The sequence below is a fragment of the Gordonia sp. CPCC 205515 genome (assembly GCF_048537925.1).
Taxonomy (GTDB): domain Bacteria; phylum Actinomycetota; class Actinomycetes; order Mycobacteriales; family Mycobacteriaceae; genus Gordonia.
Map to the genome: position 1 here is coordinate 288,532 of NZ_JBCLVJ010000007.1, position 15,999 is coordinate 304,530.

Consider the following 15,999-nt stretch of genomic DNA (forward strand, 5'->3'; position numbering starts at 1 on the left):
TCGATGAGCAAGACGATCACCCTCTCCGGTCCGCCGAACACCGCGGAGGTCTACGGCAAGGCCGTGTCGGCGATGCTGCCGGTCGTGGGCAAGCCGGCACGCGTGCAGGTCGACGCCGAGATCCCGGACCGACGTTACCGCCTGGAGAACGTCCGGGTCGATGCCGACAAGCTGCACGCGTACACGCGGGTGACCGGCCAGCGTTTCGGTTCGATACTGCCGCTCACCTATCCGTTCGTGCTGCAGTTTCCGTTGGCCATGAAGGTCATGACCGACAGCGACTTTCCATTCGGCGCCATCGGTTCGGTGCACGTGGAAAACAGCATTCATCGACTGCGCCCGATCGAGGTCGGCGAGCCGCTCACGATCGAGACCCATGCGGAGAATCTGCGGGAACATCGCAAGGGACTCATGATCGACATGGTGTCGCAGTTCAGCGTCGGCACCGAGCTGGTCACCACCCAGGTGGCGACGTTCCTGAAGCAGCAACGCACCAGCCTGTCCGACGAGCCGCGGGGGCCGGAGCCGAAACAGGTTGCGCCGCCACCTCCCGACGTCGTGCTGTCGGTGGATCTGGGCCGGATTCGCGAGTACGCCGAGGCCTCGGGTGACCGCAACCCGATCCACATGGGCAATCTGACGGCCAAGGCGTTCGGTTTCCCGAAGGCCATCGCGCACGGAATGTGGAGTGCGGCAGCGGCTGTGGCCAACGTCGAGGCGCAGCTGCCCGACGATGTCACCTACGCGGTACGGTTCGGCAAGCCGATCCTGTTGCCTGCCAAGGTGAATCTCTACACGCGGCGGATCGACGGCGCCGGCGCGTTCGACATCTCGATCCGCGACCGCCGCAAGGGGTTCCCGCACCTGACTGCGACCACGCGGGCGGGATAGAAGTTCTTCCCCCGGCTCCGTGAAGGTCCCCCAGTTGCAGCGGGGGGATCGTCGTGGACTCGGGGGAAGAACTGTCTGAAGCCGGGTACCGGCCGCTACTCCCCCGTGTGCAACGAGGGCTCGCCGGTGCCAACGCCTTTCAGGCCACGCCAGGTGATACCGACGAGCAGATCCGTCGCAGTCTCGAGATCGACGTCGCCCTCGGTGATCCGGTCGGCCACGGCCTCCCCCGCGCCGACGAGCGCAACGGCGGTGAGCTCGAAGTCGATATCGCGGGCGCCCTCGACGGTGGTACCCGCGCGGATCAGTTCGGTGACCATCTCGGTGACGCGCTTGCGGCTGTCGGAGACGAAGTGCGAGAACGTCTGGGTGCCGACCGCGACGCGGTAGAGGACCTTCCACGATTGGCGGTGCTCGTCGACGAAGCGCAGGAACTCCTTGACGACGGTGCGGGCCTGGTCGCGCTGACGCAGCGTCGGGTCGAAGCCGACACTCATCGCGTCGATGAATCGTCCCGACTCACGTTCGATGCACGCGCTGAACAGTTCGTCCTTGGATCCGTAATAGAGGTAGAGCATCGGTTTGCTGATCTCCGCCTCGGCCGCGATGTTGTCCATCGACGCCTCGCGGAACCCGTTTTCCGAGAAGACCTTGACCGCCGCGTCGAGCATCTGTTGCTCACGCACCGCACGGGGTAGCCGCTTCGTGCCACCGGCCATCACACACCTCCTCGGTCGTCTGGATCACTTGACCAGAGTTCGAGCCTACCGGACTACTTACCTGAGGGTCAGTTCCATTCGCAACCAACTAACAGCGCACAACACCCTTGGACCGCAGAATCCGCACCACCGACCGGTTCACCCGATCGACCGACAGCTTGCCGGCCTTGACCTGCTGCTGCAGTGAGTCGAGCACCGCCGGGACCTGGTCGGTGGCCAGCCAGAGCGCGATGTCGGCGCCTGCCTCGATGGCCATCGGGGCCGCTTGGGTGATCGGGTACCGCTGACTGATGGCGGCCATGCCGGACAGATCGTCGGTGAACACCACCCCGTTGAACGCCGGACCGCCGTAGCCGCGGCCGGTGCGCAGCATGCCGTAGGCGCGCGGGCTGATGCTGGCCGGGGTCTCCGGGCCGGTCAGACCAGGCACGATCAGGTGTCCCACCATGACCGCGGCGTTGCCCGGGTTCTGCAGCAGCGTCCGGTAGGGCACGAGGTCGCTCTGTTGCAACGACGCCAGCGGCGGGGTGACCACGACACCCAGGTGCGAGTCGCCGGAACCGTGACCGTGTCCGGGGAAGTGCTTGTAGACCGGGGTGACGCCGGCGGATTGGAGGCCCGCAGCGAACGCGGCACCGTATTCGGCGACGACGTCCGGGTCGTTGCTGAACGACCGGTCACCGATCACTTCATCGTCGGCCTCGTTGCTGACGTCGACGTCGGGTGCGAAGTCCACTGTGATGCCGAGCGCTCGCATCTGCCGTCCGATGGAGGCGGCGAGTTGACGCACCTGCGCGGGGGTCTGTGTCTGGGCGAGTTGCCGCGCCGACGGACTGTCGATGCCCAACGCCGACAGTCGCGACACCCGACCACCCTCCTGGTCGACGGTGACCATCAGCGGGGTGGCACTGTTCGCCGAGATCCGCTTGGCCGCGCCGCTGGTCAGGATCGACTTGTCGGTCCAGCTACCGACGAAGATGCCGCCGATCTGCTCGCTCTGCACGATCGCCTCGGCGTCGGCGGCACCGGTCACCCCGACGACGAGCATCTGCGCCAGCTTCTGTCGCAGCGTCATCTTCTCCAGTTGTGGTGCCCCGCAAGCCAATACCGGAGCAGCGGCGACCGATGTCGACGATGCAACGGAACTCGACGGGCTGCTGTAGGCGGAGGTCACGCTCGTCGGCGAGGTCTCCGATTGCGGACTCGCACACCCTGCGGCGAGGCCGGTGATGGCCGCGGTCACGATCACAAGTGCGGCACGAACCCGCTGACGACGCCGAGATGAGCCCATGCGACGAGTCTGGCATGTACCCTTACCGCATGGACGTGGGGTCCAGCCCGGCAGAGTCCACCACCGCAGAGACCGCAGCAGCGCCCGGTGGCCTGGACTCGGATACTCCTGCTCAGCGCGCCGGACAAACCCTGATGATCGCCTACGACGGCTCACCCAACGCCGATCGCGCCATCCGTTACGCCGGACAGTTCCTCCGCGCCGAGCACGCCGTCGTCGTCACCGCGTGGGAACCCGGCGGCATGGCACCGGCCCGACTGTCGTCGTTGACCGGCGGCATGCAGCCGTTCATCGACACCCGCCTCGAGGCAGGCGTGGACCAGGAGTTGCGTGCCGAGGCAGCCGAAATCAACACGCGCGGTGTGGAACTCGCCAATTTGGTGGGCCTCGACGCGCGGGGCAACCTGGTCGAGGTGGAGTCAACGGTCTGGGGTGCGCTGGTCGCGGCGGCCGACGCACTCAAGGTCGATCTGCTGGTCACCGGCACACGCGGCGAGTCCGGACTCAAGGCACTGCTGCATTCGAGCGTCGCCGAACGCGTGCTCAAGCACTGCCACCGACCGGTGTTCATCGTCCCGGCGCGCTGCGAACAGGAGCCGGCCGTCACCCCGTAGCGAGGATCGCGGCGGCCATCGTGGTCGCCACCCACTCCTCGAACTCGTCCAACGTATAGCCGCCGAACCGCACCAGCTGGTCGTAGGTGTCGGGACTGGCGATGACCCAGGCCGTGTCGGCGGCAGCCTCGCGACTCAGTCCGGGTCGGAGCGCATCCGTCGGAAACCGCCCGATGAGGTGACGAAAGTTGGCGCGGCGGATCTCCATCAGCGCAGTCCAGTCGTCGGCCGCCTCTGGGTCGATCGCCGCAGCATCGCGGTACGTGCGCCAACCGAACGCGGATCGTTCGGCGAGCAAACGGAACTGTCGTACCAGAAAGACGAGTAACTGGTGCGGAGTGGCGTCCGGATCGGGCGGCGCCATCGGCACCGGCGGGGCGCTGTCGTCGACGCCCTTGTCGTCGGACCCGCTGACCGCCGATTCCATCACCCCGCGGAGCAATTCCCGCTTGCTCCCCCAGGCCGAATACAAGGTCGGGACGGTGACCCCGGCCCGTTCGGCGATCCGGGCAACCGTCGCGCGCCCATAGCCGCGTTCGGCGAACTCCTCCCGCGCGGCGACGAGCAGACGTCGACGCGTCTCCCGTCGGGTCTGCTCTCCGGCCTCACGCTGCCGGGTCGTCCGTGCCATCCGATCATTCTCCCCTCTTGCGGATACCCCACCATCATGCCATGCTTTTTAGCACCACTTAAATTGTTTTGCATGTCACTAAAATACTCACCCACGGAGATTCCCCCATGACCCAGGCATCCGGCGTTGTTCCCGGCCAACGTCACCTCAACGGCATCCAGACCACCGACCGCGAGTTCCGCAACCTCAGCGAGCCGACGCACACGATGACCGAGACCCACGACGTCGCGGTCCCGATGCGCGACGGCATCGATCTGCGCGCCGACCTGTTTCGCCCGGACACGCAAACGCCATCGCCCGCACTCATCTCGTTCTCCGCCTACCCACGACAGATCCAGAACACCCGAGCTCCGCTGGGCCTCGTCGAAGCCGGCGCGAGCGACTTCTTCGTCCCGCGTGGCTACGTCCACGTGATCGCGAACGCGCGCGGCACCGCCGGGTCCGAGGGCACGTGGACGTTCTTCGACCAGCAGGAACGCGACGATCTCTACGACCTGATCGAATGGGTCGCCGCCCAGGAGTGGTGCGACGGCAACGTCGGCATGCTCGGGATCAGCTATTTCGCGATGGCCCAGATCAGCGCCGCCGTCGGCCGCCCGCCGTCGTTGAAGGCCATCTTTGCGCTCGGCACCAACGAGAGTTGCTACGACCTGGTGTCGCACCACGGGCTGTTCGTGTCGTCGTTCATGGGACCGTGGATCAGCGCGGTCGGACTGCTCAGCCAACGGACCGACCGGGTGTGGCGCAGCAAGGCACTGAAGCTGATCGGGGATGCGTTCTCCGAAAAGCATGTGCACCATCGACTCGCCAACCTGAACGGCGAGGCGATCGCCGCGTCGCTGAAGCCGGTTCTCAAGACGCACTACCCCGACGATCCGTTCGGTCAGCTGTGGCGTGACGTCGCCGTCGAACATCCGACCTACGACGACTTCTGGGCGGCGCGGGATTGCCTGGCCGCATTGGCCGACGTGGACATCCCGGTCTACCTGGGATGCGACTGGGACAACGTGATCATGCATCTTCCGGGCACGTTCACCAGCTGGGAAGCATTGGCGCACAACCCGAATGTGCGGATGAGCCTGCTACCCGAGGGCGGGCTCAACTGGCCGTGGGAGAGCATGCACATCGAGGCGCTGGCCTGGTACGACCACTGGCTCAAGGGTGCCGACACCGGGATCACCGACGGCGACCCGATCCGCTATGCGATGCCGGGCAGCGACGAATGGCGGACCGCGACGAACTGGCCACCGGCCGAGTCCGAAATCGTCGAGTACGCGCTACGCGCCGACGGAGTCCTCGACCGAGACGAGGGTGAGCCGGGCGATCGCACGTACTTCCATATCCCGGCGGGGATGAACATGCCGTCCGCCGCCGACCCGGCCCGCGAGCAGGCGCCCGCCGACCGGCTCATCTGGGACGGCCCCGTGCTGGTGGAGAACGCACTCGATCTCGCCGGGGACTTCGAACTGCGCCTCGACGCCACCATCACCGGGCTGGACACGGCCTGGATGGCCATCCTTTACGACGTCGACCCCGATGACCGGGCGACACCAATCACCGGCGGCTGGCTCCGCGCATCGCTGCGCACCGTCGATGAGCACCGCAGCCGCCCGGGACGACCACTGCTGCCGTGCACCACCCCCGAAGCCATCCCGGTGGGCAAGCAGGTGACCTACCGCATCCCGGTCGTCGCCAACGCGCGGCACGTCGCCGCCGGTCACCGCGTGCGCTTGGTCCTCACCAGCTCCGACCAGGGCAAGGACGCACCGACCATTCTGGGCTTCCGCCACGCCGACGTGGGCGAACCCAGCCGCAACACGATCGCCAGTTCGTCGCGCCTGCTGCTGCCGATCCTGGCGCACTGATCCGCCTGTCTTCAGCTCGCGATCAGGCCGAAATGGTACTTTCGTCGCCATGACCAACAACCGTCTCCTGACCGGAGCGATCGCCGGTATCGCCGGCATCCTGGTGGGACTGGGCGCCGTGTTCCTCGGCGGATTCCTGTCCGCGGAGACCAGCCCGTCGACCGACGTCAACAGCGTCAACGCAAACAACGGGTTTGTCCAGGGATCGGTGGACTACGGCACGCGTGGTGACACCGGAGCCAACAACTGACACTCGCCTCGATCGGCGGCTGTCCGGTCGGGGTGTCCTCGTTGTCGCCGTCTGTGCGCTGATCGTCTCCTTCCTGCAATCACCGGGACGCATCGCCGCCGACACCAAACTCGACCTCACCGCCAACCCACTCGGCTTCCTCGGTCGCGCGGCGCACCTATGGTCGCCCAATGCCCCGCTGGGGCAGGTCCAGAATCAGGCCTACGGCTACTTCTTCCCGCACGGCTCGTTCTTCGCGCTCGGCCACCTGCTCCACCTCCCACCGTGGGTCACCCAGCGCCTGTGGTGGGCGATCCTGCTGATCGTCGGATTCGTCGGCATCGTCCGGTTGGCCGAGGCCCTACGCGTGGGCTCGCCCGGTTCGCGGGTCATCGCTGCGGTCGTCTTCGTGCTGAGTCCGCGAGTCCTGACCACCCTCGGGTCGATATCGTCGGAGACGCTGCCGATGGTGCTGGCGCCGTGGGTACTGATCCCTGTGGTCCGCGCGCTGGACCGCCACGACGACCCACTGTGGCGCCGAGCCTTCGGTTCGGCCGCCGCCGTGGCCCTGATGGGTGCGGTCAATGCGGTCGCGACCATCGCCGCGCTCGGAGTTGCGGTGGTGTGGTGGATGGTCGCGGTACCGCTGGGCGCGCGTGGCGACGCACTCCGCCGCTGGTGGCGATTCGGTGCCTGGTGGGCACTCGGTCTGGTCCTGGCGTGCGCGTGGTGGATCGTTCCGCTGCTGATCCTCTCACGGGTTTCCCCGCCGTTCCTGGACTTCATTGAATCCTCGCGTGTGACAACGGAATGGACGTCGCTGACCGAGGTGCTGCGCGGCACCAGTTCGTGGACACCGTTTGTATCCCCGGAGCGGGTGGCCGGCGCGGTGCTGGTGAATCAACCGGCCGCGGTCCTCGCGACCGGCACCCTCGCCGCTGCCGGACTCGCCGGTCTGTGCATGCGGCACATGCCGTTTCGTGGACGATTCGTGACGATCCTGGCGGTCGGGCTGTTGCTGATGTGCCTCGGGTATGCCGGTCAGCTGGGGTCGCCGATCGCCGAACAGATCAGGTCCTTTCTCGACGGCCCGGGCGCACCGCTGCGCAACATCCACAAGTTCGAGCCGTTCATCCGGATTCCGTTGGTACTCGGCGTCGGGCATCTGCTGGCGCGGGTTCCGTTGCCCGGCAGCGCAACCGTACGTGAGACCCTCAGTGGCTTCGCTCATCCACAACGTTCCCGTCCGGTGGCGGCGGCGATCGTCGTCTTGGTCGCGGCCATCGGGGCGGGGTCGCTGATGTGGACCGGCCAGATCGCCCCCGCCGACACCTATCGCGCGCTGCCCGGCTACTGGCAGCAGACGTCGAAATGGCTGTCCGCACAGGCACGTCCGGCCGGGACCGCCGCACCGATCCGGAGCCTCGTGGTGCCGGGCGCACCGTTCGCCGACCAACTGTGGGGTCTCACCCGCGACGAACCGTTACAACCGCTGGCCGACGCGCCCTGGGCAGTCCGCGACGCCATTCCGTTGACCCCGCCGGGCGCCATCCGCGCCCTCGACTCGGTACAGCGCGACATCGCCGACGGACGCGGATCACCAGGCCTTGCACCGACATTGGCGCAGCAGGGCATCGGCTTCGTGGTGCTGCGCGCCGATCTGGACCCGGACACCTCCCGCGCGGCCCGTCCGCTGGTCGCGCAACAAGCACTCGACACGTCGGCGGGACTGGTGCGGGTCGCCGAGTTCGGCCCCGAGGTCGGCCCCGCGACCGTGCCCGGAGTAGTGCGTGACAACGGGTTACGCCCGAAGATGCCGGCCATCGCCATCTACGCGGTGCGGACCGGGAACGCGTTCGGCGGTACCGGGCCCGCACTCGTCGACGCTGCGGCGATGCCCCGGATCAGCGGCGGCCCAGAAGCACTGGCCGCGATACAGGCGCAACACGGCTGGACCGGCGCGCCACCACTCGGGCCGGCGCTCCTCGACGCCGACGCGCGGCGCGCCGGTTTGCCCGCCGGACCGACTGTCGTCACCGACACCCCCGCCGACCGGGAAACCGACTTCGGGCGCGTCGACGACCACAGTTCCGCGATCCGCGCGGTCGGCGACCCGCGGCGCACGCAGAACGCCGTCCCGGACTACCCGGTCGACGGCCAACCGCTCGTCCACGGGCAATGGCTGCTCAACAACCAGCCCGACCAGGTGCGGGTGTCGGCTTCCGGATCTGCCTCGGACGCAACCCAGTTGGGGCAGACATCACCGGCCAACGCACCGGCGGCGGCCTTCGACGGCGACCCCGCCACCGCCTGGGTCAGCAGCGGCCTGGATTCGGCTGTGGGGCAGTGGCTACGACTCGACTTCACCGAGCCCCGGTCGGATCTCGCGCTGTCGATCACCACCGCCAAGGCTCTGGGTTCCGACGTGAGCGGCATCCTGGTGTCGACCGAGGCGGGCAGTTCCGTCGTGCAGGGCGTGCGCCCGGGCAAACCCGTGACGGTGACCGCGCCGAGCGGACCGACCCGGTGGGTGCAGATCCGCGCGATCTCCACCGCAGACGGTTTGCCGGGCAACCAGTTCGCGATCGGCGAGCTGTCGGTGGCCGACCTCGCCACCCGCAGCCCGCTGACGATCCGCCACCGCGTGGTGCTGCCGACGCTCCCCGCCGGCACCCAGGTATCCGAATGGCTGCTTACCCAGGAACTGTCGGGTCGGTCGTCGTGCGTGAACGATGGCAATACGGTCCGGTGCGCCGCCGGCCTGGGGCTGTCGCCCGAGAACCCCGGCATCGTGACCCGCGCGCTGTCGGTACCGACTGCCGTCGACGTTTCTCCGACGGTGATCCTGCGCCCCCAGCCGGGTGATGGGCTGCGCCGTCTCCTCACCACTCCCGAGCAGGTGACCGCCGACGGGGCGACCGCCGTCGACGATCCGCGCGGCAGCCCGTCGGCGGCGGTCGACGGCGATGCCGGCACCACCTGGACTGCACCCGAGACCACCGGCGGTAAGCGAAAAGATGATCCGGAGTTGGTGATTCACCTGCCGAAGGCGCAACGGGTGGACAGTCTCCGGCTGGTCGCGCCGCGCGACTATCCGGCGGCGCCGAAGCGGGTCACCGTCGATCTGGGCGCCGGCAAGCAGACCCGCACCGTCGGACGCGACGGGGTGATCGAGTTGAAGCCTGCCGTCACCGACCGCATCACTCTCACGGTCACCAAGTCGGCCGACCTCATCGACGTGAACAGCCTCGGCTTCGCCCGGCCCGCACCCGTGGGCCTCAGCGAGGTCGAGATCAGTCCGGCACCAACGGTTTCCGCCACCGACCGGCCGGTGGTGATCGGTTGTAACGCCGGCATCGGCGTCACCATCTCCGGGCAGGTCGTCGGACTCTCGGTGCGCACCACCAGCGAGGCGCTCCGTAACGGTGAACCGGTTGTCGCACGGCCGTGTTCGTCAACGCCGATCCGTCTCGGGTCGGGTGAGCAGGAGTTGTCGATCAACCCGGGGTCGGCGTTCACCGTCGAGCAGGCGTCGCTGGCCACGCCGTCCGTCGGACAACCGGTAGAACCGATGACCAGTCCCGAGGTGACCGAGTGGTCGTCGACGCAGCGCAGTGTTGCGGTGAAACCCGCTGCGGCCAAGCGTGTTCTGGTGGTTCCGGAGAGCACCAACCCGGGCTGGCGGGCAACACTCGCCGATCAGACGTTGCAACCGGTGGTGGTCAACGGCTGGCAGCAGGGCTGGGTGGTACCGGTCGGTGCCGCCGGAACCGTCACCCTCACTTATCAATTCGACTCGCTGTACCGGTGGTCGCTGGGAATCGGATTGGCGATCATGGCGGTCTTGCTACTACTCGCCTGGTGGCCGCGTCGGTCAGCCCGGGTGCCGTCGGCCGGCGAGGTCGCCGGAGAGACAACCTTGTCGGTCACCGCGCAGATCGCGAGTAGTGTCGCCTGGCTGGCCGGTTCGTGGCTGCTGACGGGTTGGTGGGGACTACTGGTGTCGGTGGCGCTGGCCGGGGTGGCGTGGTGGCTGCGGCCGCCGGCTCGGGTGGTCGCGGTGTTCGTCGCGATGCTCTGCGCCACCGTGGGATTGGCGAGCGGGCCATGGCACGCGTCGGCCGGGTATCACGGGTTTGCGTGGTGGGTTCAGTTCCCGGCGTTCGTCGCGGTATCGCTGACGGTCTGGTCGGTGATCGTCGGCGACGAGTCGCTCGACACGCTGCGGTCCCGATTGCGTGCTTCTCGATTGCGCAGCCACCGCCGCGCGGGTTCCTCGATGAACGCGTAGCTCGCGGCCGCGACACCGACGGTGAGCCCGAGGGTGATCGTCCACACCAGCAGGAAATCGCCGTCGAACGGGACGATGCCGAACAGCGGGAACACGGCGGCGAGCACGGCCAGGTGCCAGATGAAGATGCCGTAGGACCAGCGTCCCAGTGCCAGCATCACCGGAGAGGTCAGCAACCGGAAGGGTCCGGGCCCACACACCAGCGGCGCGAGGATCGCGTACCCGCAGATCGCGCCGAGCAGTATCTTGATGGCGAACTGCCAGGCCGCGAGGTCGCCGAGGCCGGTGGGTCCGGCCAGCGGCGTGCACGCGAGCCCGTAGGCGATCACCAACACCGCCACCATCAGCCACCGCCGCGAACTCACCCGGACGACGGCCCGCATCCACCGCGGACCTCCGCTCCCGGTGCCGACAAGTTCAGCCATCACCAGACCCGCGAGAAACCATGGCAGGTGCCCGAACACCCAGTTCTTCGGTTCGACGCCGGCCGCGTGCGGCAGGACGACCGCCAGCCACCCCCACCCCAGACTCACCACGCCGAGCAGTGCCAACACGGGGATGCGCAACGTCACCCGTCGCCCACGCAGGCGCAGCAGTGCGTAGCCGATCAGCGGGAGCAGCGCGTAGAACGCGACCTCCACCGAGAGGCTCCACATCTGGGTGAGCCCGGCGGTCAGCGACAGCGGGACGAACACCTGCGTGAGTGTGAGGTTGGCCAGCCAGACCGTCAGATCGGCGTTCTTCGCGTCCGGCAGCAGGGTGAGCACCACCACGACGACCACCACGTAAGCGGGCCAGATCCGCACGAAACGGTGCGCGAGGTACCGCCGCACCGACGGTGCGCGCTGGGTGTCGTCGTGGGCCGCGGTCACCCATGGACGCCAGAGGAGGAAGCCGGACAGGCCGAAGAACAACGCCACGGCCAGGTCGAGCCGACCGAGCAGCTGTCCCAGAACCGGCACCTCGACGGCGCGGGTCTGGAACGCGACATGCGTGGTGAGCACGCCGATGGCGGCGAGCGCACGCATCCCTTCGAGCTGAGGATAAAAGCGGCTGGTCATGCTGGGAGACAGCGTACCGGCAGGCCACACCGTCCGGCCGCGCCCGGAGACGGTCGGTACGCTCGCCAGTTATGTCCGCCCCACGTCTGTCGACCTCCGACCTCGTCGGCCCGGTCCTGATCTTCCTCGGCGGATTCCTCCTCGCGGTCGCGCTCGCGCTGCCCACGCTGTTCGTCGACAACCTGCGGACCATCCCGCTGAGCACCGATGTCACCACCACCGCACCCAGCACCACCGACTCGGAGAACGCGGCCGATCCGCCAACCGCGCGTGTCCTGGACCGATGCTCGCTCACTGAACCATCGGCGCGGGTCGTGCCGGCGGACCTGACCCGACAGCAACGGTTTGTCGCGGTGCAGCCCTCGGACGCGGATCGGGTGACCTTGCAGGCCGGCACATCGATTCGGATCGACCGGCTGACGATCGACGGCCGCACAGTCGATCCGACGGCACCACGTCCGGGCAGCACCCGAATCCCGGCCGGCGAGACGGCGTGCACCGACCCGACGGTCAGCGCGGTCCGCGACCGAGTCACCCTCGATCGCTCGACGGCCCTGCCCGACCTCGCGGGTGGCGCGAACGGCCAACCCGGCAGTTCGGAGATCCAGTACGACAGCGGCGCCGCACCGATCCACGCCCCCGATCGCCGGGGCTACACCTATGTGCTGCCGTTCGACACGTCGTCGTCGGATCATCTGTTCTTCGACGTCACGACCCGACGGACGGTACCGCTGCGGTTCGCCGAGGAGACCACGGTGCACGGGCACGACGCCGCCCGCTTCATCGCCGACGTCCCCGACACCGACCTGCACGCCATCGGCAACGGGGACGCGCAGAGCACTCCGCCGACGATCATCACCCGCCCGGCGTCGTGGTTCGGGGTGGCCGGCGTCGACGCGACCCGCGAGCTGACCGCGACCCTGCACCACAGTGGTCGCTGGGAGCTGGCGGTGGACACCGCGACCGGCACCATCCTCGACGAGCGCATCACCGTGCTCGAGGAGTACCGCTTCATCGACACGTCGCTGCCCGATCATCGGGTCACCTATCTGTCGGCGACCTTCGCCTATGACGACAAGTCGCAGCGCGCCCAGGTCCGTCGTGCGACCGCGCTGGCCTCGCCGATCACGGTGTGGGGGCGGGTTATTCCGATCATCGCGGCGATTGCCGGGGTGGGGGCGATTGTTGCGGGACTCAGGCCGTGGCGACGGCGATGATCGCGATGGCGCCGATGAGCACCGTGGCGACTGTCAGCGCGGCAACCCGGCGGACCCGGCGGCGGGCATCCGAACCGCCGCCGTGTGCCAGGTGCTTCGCATAGTCCTCGATATCCCCACGGAGACAAGCGAATACCACAATTCCGACCGGCATCGTCACGCCGACGACGAGGAGGATCGTGGCGGACACCGAGCCCGCGAGCCGCAGGCTCAGGAGTCCGATCACGACGAAGGACAACGCAGTGCGCACCGACGCCAGCATCGTCCGCTCCGGCTGCAGGCCCGGGTCGACCCGCGAGGGGCCGGTCCGCCGAGCCGCGGATGTCATACCGCGACAACCAGAACGAGGGCACCGACGGCACCCACCACCGCCACCCCGCCCAGCACCGGCACGATCGCCGGCAACGGCAGCGGCCGATCGTGCCGCATCGCGTTCTCTGCGCGCCACCAGTGCATCACCGCACCCATCGCGCCGACCACTCCGGCAACGATGAGCGCGATGGCCAGCACCTTGCGCACCCAGGAAGCGAGGTCACCGAGCGCAAACGCCTCGAGGGCGACACCGGCGGCGACGAACGCGAGCGAGGTCCGTATCCACGCCAGGAAGGTTCGCTCGTTGGCGAGGGTGAACCGGGGGTCGGGTTCGTTGCCGCCGGGGAACAGCCGTTCTGCCAGATCGCTTCGCGGTGCTGTCGCCGGCCGTTCCTGGAGAGTCATCGGTGCGCGGCGACCGCGGGCGCCATCGTCGTCGCCGCGGGCTGGGTGTCCGTGCCGGGTCGGTAGAAGGCTGCGACGGCGGCGCTGACCAAGGCCAAGCCGGCCCAGTACGCACCGACCCACCACAGTCCGCCCACCGGGAGCAGGACCAGTGCCGATGCGATGACCGGTGTCAGCCCGGCTCCGAGCGCGGATGCGCCCTGATATCCGATCGACGCCCCGGTGTACCGCACGTCGGCCGGGAAGAGGCTTGCCACGTACGCCGCGATGGGACCGTAGATGAGTCCCTGTGCCACGCCGTTACCGAGCATGATCGCCACCGCATACTGGCCCAATTCGCCACTGCCGACCAGAAATACGAGGGGGAATGCGGATGCCGCGGTCACCAGACAGCCGAAGGTGAGCGCTCGACGTTGACCCACGCGGTCGCTGACCCGCGCGGACGCGAAGGTGACGATCACGGTCAGGATTGCCGCGGCCGCCTTCCAGTTGAGCACGGCGGTCTTGTCCTCACCTGCGGCCACCGCCACCGAGACGCCCCACACGGTCACGATGGCCTGCGTCGTGTACACGCTGATCGTCACCATCAGCGCGGCAACCACCGCACCCTTGTGATGTCGCAGGACGTCGACGACGGGTAGCCGCCGCTCGTGGCTGGCCGCCTGTAGGGCCTGAAATGCCGGGGTCTCCGACACTTTCAGCCGGATCATCAATCCGACGATGATCAGGAGGGCAGACAGCAGGAACGGTATGCGCCATCCCCAGGTGGTGAACGCGGGTCCGGTGAGCACAGTCATCAGCGACAGGACGAGGGTGGCGAGGACCGCACCGGCCGGACCGCCGGCGTTCGCGAACGCCGCCGCGAACCCGCGTCGGTTCTTCGGCGCGTGCTCGACAGCCATCAACGCAGCTCCGCCCCATTCACCGCCGACCGCGACCCCCTGGACCAACCGGAGCACCAGCAACAGAATGGGCGCGATGATGCCGATCTGCGCAGTGGTCGGCATCAGGCCGATGGCGACGGTGACGCCGCCCATCACCACCATCGACACGACCAGCGCCTTCTTGCGGCCGTACCGGTCGCCGAAGTGCCCGAACAGGACTCCGCCGATGGGTCGCGCAAAGTAGCCGGCGGCCAGCGTGGCGAATGCGGCGACGACGGCGAGTCCGGGACCCAGGTCCGCGAAGTAGAGCTTCGGAAAGACGATCGACGAAGCGGTCGCGTAGAGCATGAAGTCGTAGAACTCGATTGCGGAACCGACGAAGCTGGACGCGAGAATGCGCCGCATCTCGCCGGTGTTCAGCGAGGTCTGGCGGGTGGGGCCGGTCTGGTCAGAAATACTCATGGTGACTCCCTCAGCCTGCCAGAACGGCGGCGGTGTTCGGAACCCGGCGACCATTGGGCCGGGGCGCGATGACGTCGAGATCGTCGGGCACCAGGAACCGGCCCGGCAGTAGCGCTTCACCGCGCGCCCACACCGACGGGTCGGCGGAGCCGGGTACGAGGTGGTGCAGCGCCAGGCGTCGCGCGCCCGCGCGTTCGGCGATGCGGCATGCCCCCTCCACCGACGTGTGGGACTTGTAGTGGTGCGCGCGCGATGCGCGGCCGGTGTCGTCGGTTGCGTGGGCGTACTGCGAGTCCACCCAGCCGAAGTCGATCGCTTCGTGCAGTAGCAGGTCGGTGTCGTGGGCGAGGGTCACCATGTTGTCGGTCTCGCAGGTGTCACCGGAGATGGTGACCGACCCACCCTCGGAGTCGAAGCGGAACGCGAACGCCGGCGCGATCGGCGGATGCTCGACGAGGATCGCTGTGACCTGTACGCGGTCGTCCTCGAAGATGACGAACGGATCCATGGCCGGGGTGGCATTGGTGTTCGGGTGATATCCGGTGAACTCGGGAATCGCGATGTCGCCCACGTCGAAGAGCTCGGCCGGCGAGATCCGCAGCGAGTCGAGCACCCGGTCATTGAGGTCGGTGGCATACGCCCGCAGGATCGAGTCGAACATCTCCCGCGTTCCCGGTGTCGGGTTGTCCGGGGCGACCGGACGCGGTGCCACCGTCGCGTGCGGCGAGATGGCCGGCAGCACTCCGCGGTTTCCCGGGCCCAACACCCGGACCGGCGCTGCCTGTCGGTTCTGCAATTCGTGCATCCCGACCACGAACAGTGACGGCAGGTCAATGGTGTGGTCCGAGTGCAGATGGGTCAGAAAGATGCCGCCGAGGTCGGCCAGTTCCAGACCGGCCTGGCGGATACGGCGCCCGACGCCTTGGCCGGCGTCGACCAGATAGAAGCGGTCTCCGACGGCCACTGCGGTGGCGATACCACAGCGGTCTTTGGCGTCGCCTTTCCACCAGCGAGGCCCACCAGTCGTGCCCAAAGTGACAACTCGAGTGCCGCCGATCTCGGCAGTCGGCAAGTGCATCTGTTCCTCCTGTGACCTGAATTGGTGCTTGCCGACGAGTGTGCTCCGG

Annotated in this window: 13 protein-coding genes and 1 pseudogene; 6 read left to right on the plus strand and 8 right to left on the minus strand. The window is 68.0% G+C overall.

Going from position 1 to position 15,999, the window contains the following annotated elements; all coding sequences use genetic code 11:
* Positions 1-3: 3 nt before the first annotated feature.
* Positions 4-891 (plus strand): MaoC/PaaZ C-terminal domain-containing protein, encoded by an 888-nt coding sequence (locus AAFP30_RS10475; protein WP_419229837.1) that lies wholly within the window; start codon positions 4-6, stop codon positions 889-891.
* Between the two features lie 95 nt (positions 892-986).
* Here AAFP30_RS10475 and AAFP30_RS10480 read toward each other — a convergent pair whose 3' ends face one another.
* Both AAFP30_RS10480 and AAFP30_RS10485 read right to left on the minus strand, forming a co-directional pair.
* Positions 987-1,610 (minus strand): TetR/AcrR family transcriptional regulator, encoded by a 624-nt coding sequence (locus AAFP30_RS10480; protein WP_419229838.1) that lies wholly within the window; start codon positions 1,608-1,610, stop codon positions 987-989.
* Positions 1,611-1,698: 88 nt separating this feature from the next.
* Positions 1,699-2,901 (minus strand): glycoside hydrolase family 3 N-terminal domain-containing protein, encoded by a 1,203-nt coding sequence (locus AAFP30_RS10485; protein WP_419229839.1) that lies wholly within the window; start codon positions 2,899-2,901, stop codon positions 1,699-1,701.
* 29 nt (positions 2,902-2,930) lie between these two features.
* Between AAFP30_RS10485 and AAFP30_RS10490 the strand changes: the two genes are divergently transcribed.
* Positions 2,931-3,515: a universal stress protein gene (locus AAFP30_RS10490; RefSeq protein WP_419229840.1), complete on the plus strand. Its 585-nt coding sequence runs from the start codon at positions 2,931-2,933 to the stop codon at positions 3,513-3,515.
* Here AAFP30_RS10490 and AAFP30_RS10495 read toward each other — a convergent pair.
* Positions 3,505-4,146 (minus strand): helix-turn-helix domain-containing protein, encoded by a 642-nt coding sequence (locus tag AAFP30_RS10495; protein ID WP_419229841.1) that lies wholly within the window; start codon positions 4,144-4,146, stop codon positions 3,505-3,507. The two genes, AAFP30_RS10490 and AAFP30_RS10495, sit on opposite strands and share 11 nt — an antisense overlap.
* A gap of 107 nt (positions 4,147-4,253) precedes the next feature.
* On the opposite strand from AAFP30_RS10495, the gene AAFP30_RS10500 reads away from it, so the two are divergent.
* From AAFP30_RS10500 to AAFP30_RS10510, 3 genes are read left to right on the plus strand one after another with little or no spacing between them, the layout of a single operon-like run.
* A complete protein-coding gene (locus tag AAFP30_RS10500; RefSeq protein WP_419229842.1) occupies positions 4,254-6,011 on the plus strand; it encodes a CocE/NonD family hydrolase in 1,758 nt (585 codons plus the stop codon).
* A 49-nt stretch (positions 6,012-6,060) separates the two neighbouring features.
* Positions 6,061-6,261 carry a DUF2613 domain-containing protein gene (locus tag AAFP30_RS10505; RefSeq protein ID WP_419229843.1) on the plus strand — a complete coding sequence of 67 codons (201 nt, stop codon included), beginning with the start codon at positions 6,061-6,063 and terminating at the stop codon, positions 6,259-6,261.
* Positions 6,262-6,280: 19 nt separating this feature from the next.
* Positions 6,281-10,531, plus strand: a complete 4,251-nt coding sequence (locus AAFP30_RS10510) for an alpha-(1->3)-arabinofuranosyltransferase (RefSeq protein WP_419230155.1) — start codon at positions 6,281-6,283, stop codon at positions 10,529-10,531.
* Positions 10,532-10,593: 62 nt separating this feature from the next.
* On the opposite strand, the pseudogene AAFP30_RS10515 reads toward AAFP30_RS10510, so the two are convergent.
* A pseudogene (locus tag AAFP30_RS10515) lies at positions 10,594-11,592 on the minus strand (acyltransferase family protein); the annotation flags it as partial.
* Between the two features lie 71 nt (positions 11,593-11,663).
* Between AAFP30_RS10515 and AAFP30_RS10520 the strand changes: the two are divergent.
* A complete protein-coding gene (locus AAFP30_RS10520) occupies positions 11,664-12,809 on the plus strand; it encodes a DUF3068 domain-containing protein (RefSeq protein WP_419229844.1) in 1,146 nt (381 codons plus the stop codon).
* On the opposite strand, the gene AAFP30_RS10525 is transcribed toward AAFP30_RS10520, so the two are convergent.
* The 4 genes from AAFP30_RS10525 to AAFP30_RS10540 are packed head-to-tail and all read right to left on the minus strand — an operon-like array spanning position 12,787 to position 15,950.
* Positions 12,787-13,137, minus strand: coding sequence for a DUF202 domain-containing protein (locus AAFP30_RS10525; RefSeq protein ID WP_419229845.1), 351 nt, complete (start codon positions 13,135-13,137; stop codon positions 12,787-12,789). The genes AAFP30_RS10520 and AAFP30_RS10525 overlap by 23 nt on opposite strands.
* Positions 13,134-13,526 (minus strand): YidH family protein, encoded by a 393-nt coding sequence (locus tag AAFP30_RS10530; protein WP_419229846.1) that lies wholly within the window; start codon positions 13,524-13,526, stop codon positions 13,134-13,136. Before AAFP30_RS10530 ends, AAFP30_RS10525 begins: the two co-directional genes overlap by 4 nt.
* On the minus strand, positions 13,523-14,872 hold the full coding sequence (locus AAFP30_RS10535; RefSeq protein WP_419229847.1) for an MFS transporter: 1,350 nt from the start codon (positions 14,870-14,872) through the stop codon (positions 13,523-13,525). Before AAFP30_RS10535 ends, AAFP30_RS10530 begins: the two co-directional genes overlap by 4 nt.
* 10 nt (positions 14,873-14,882) lie before the next feature.
* Positions 14,883-15,950, minus strand: a complete 1,068-nt coding sequence (locus AAFP30_RS10540) for an MBL fold metallo-hydrolase (RefSeq protein ID WP_419229848.1) — start codon at positions 15,948-15,950, stop codon at positions 14,883-14,885.
* Between the last annotated feature and the right edge of the window lie 49 nt (positions 15,951-15,999).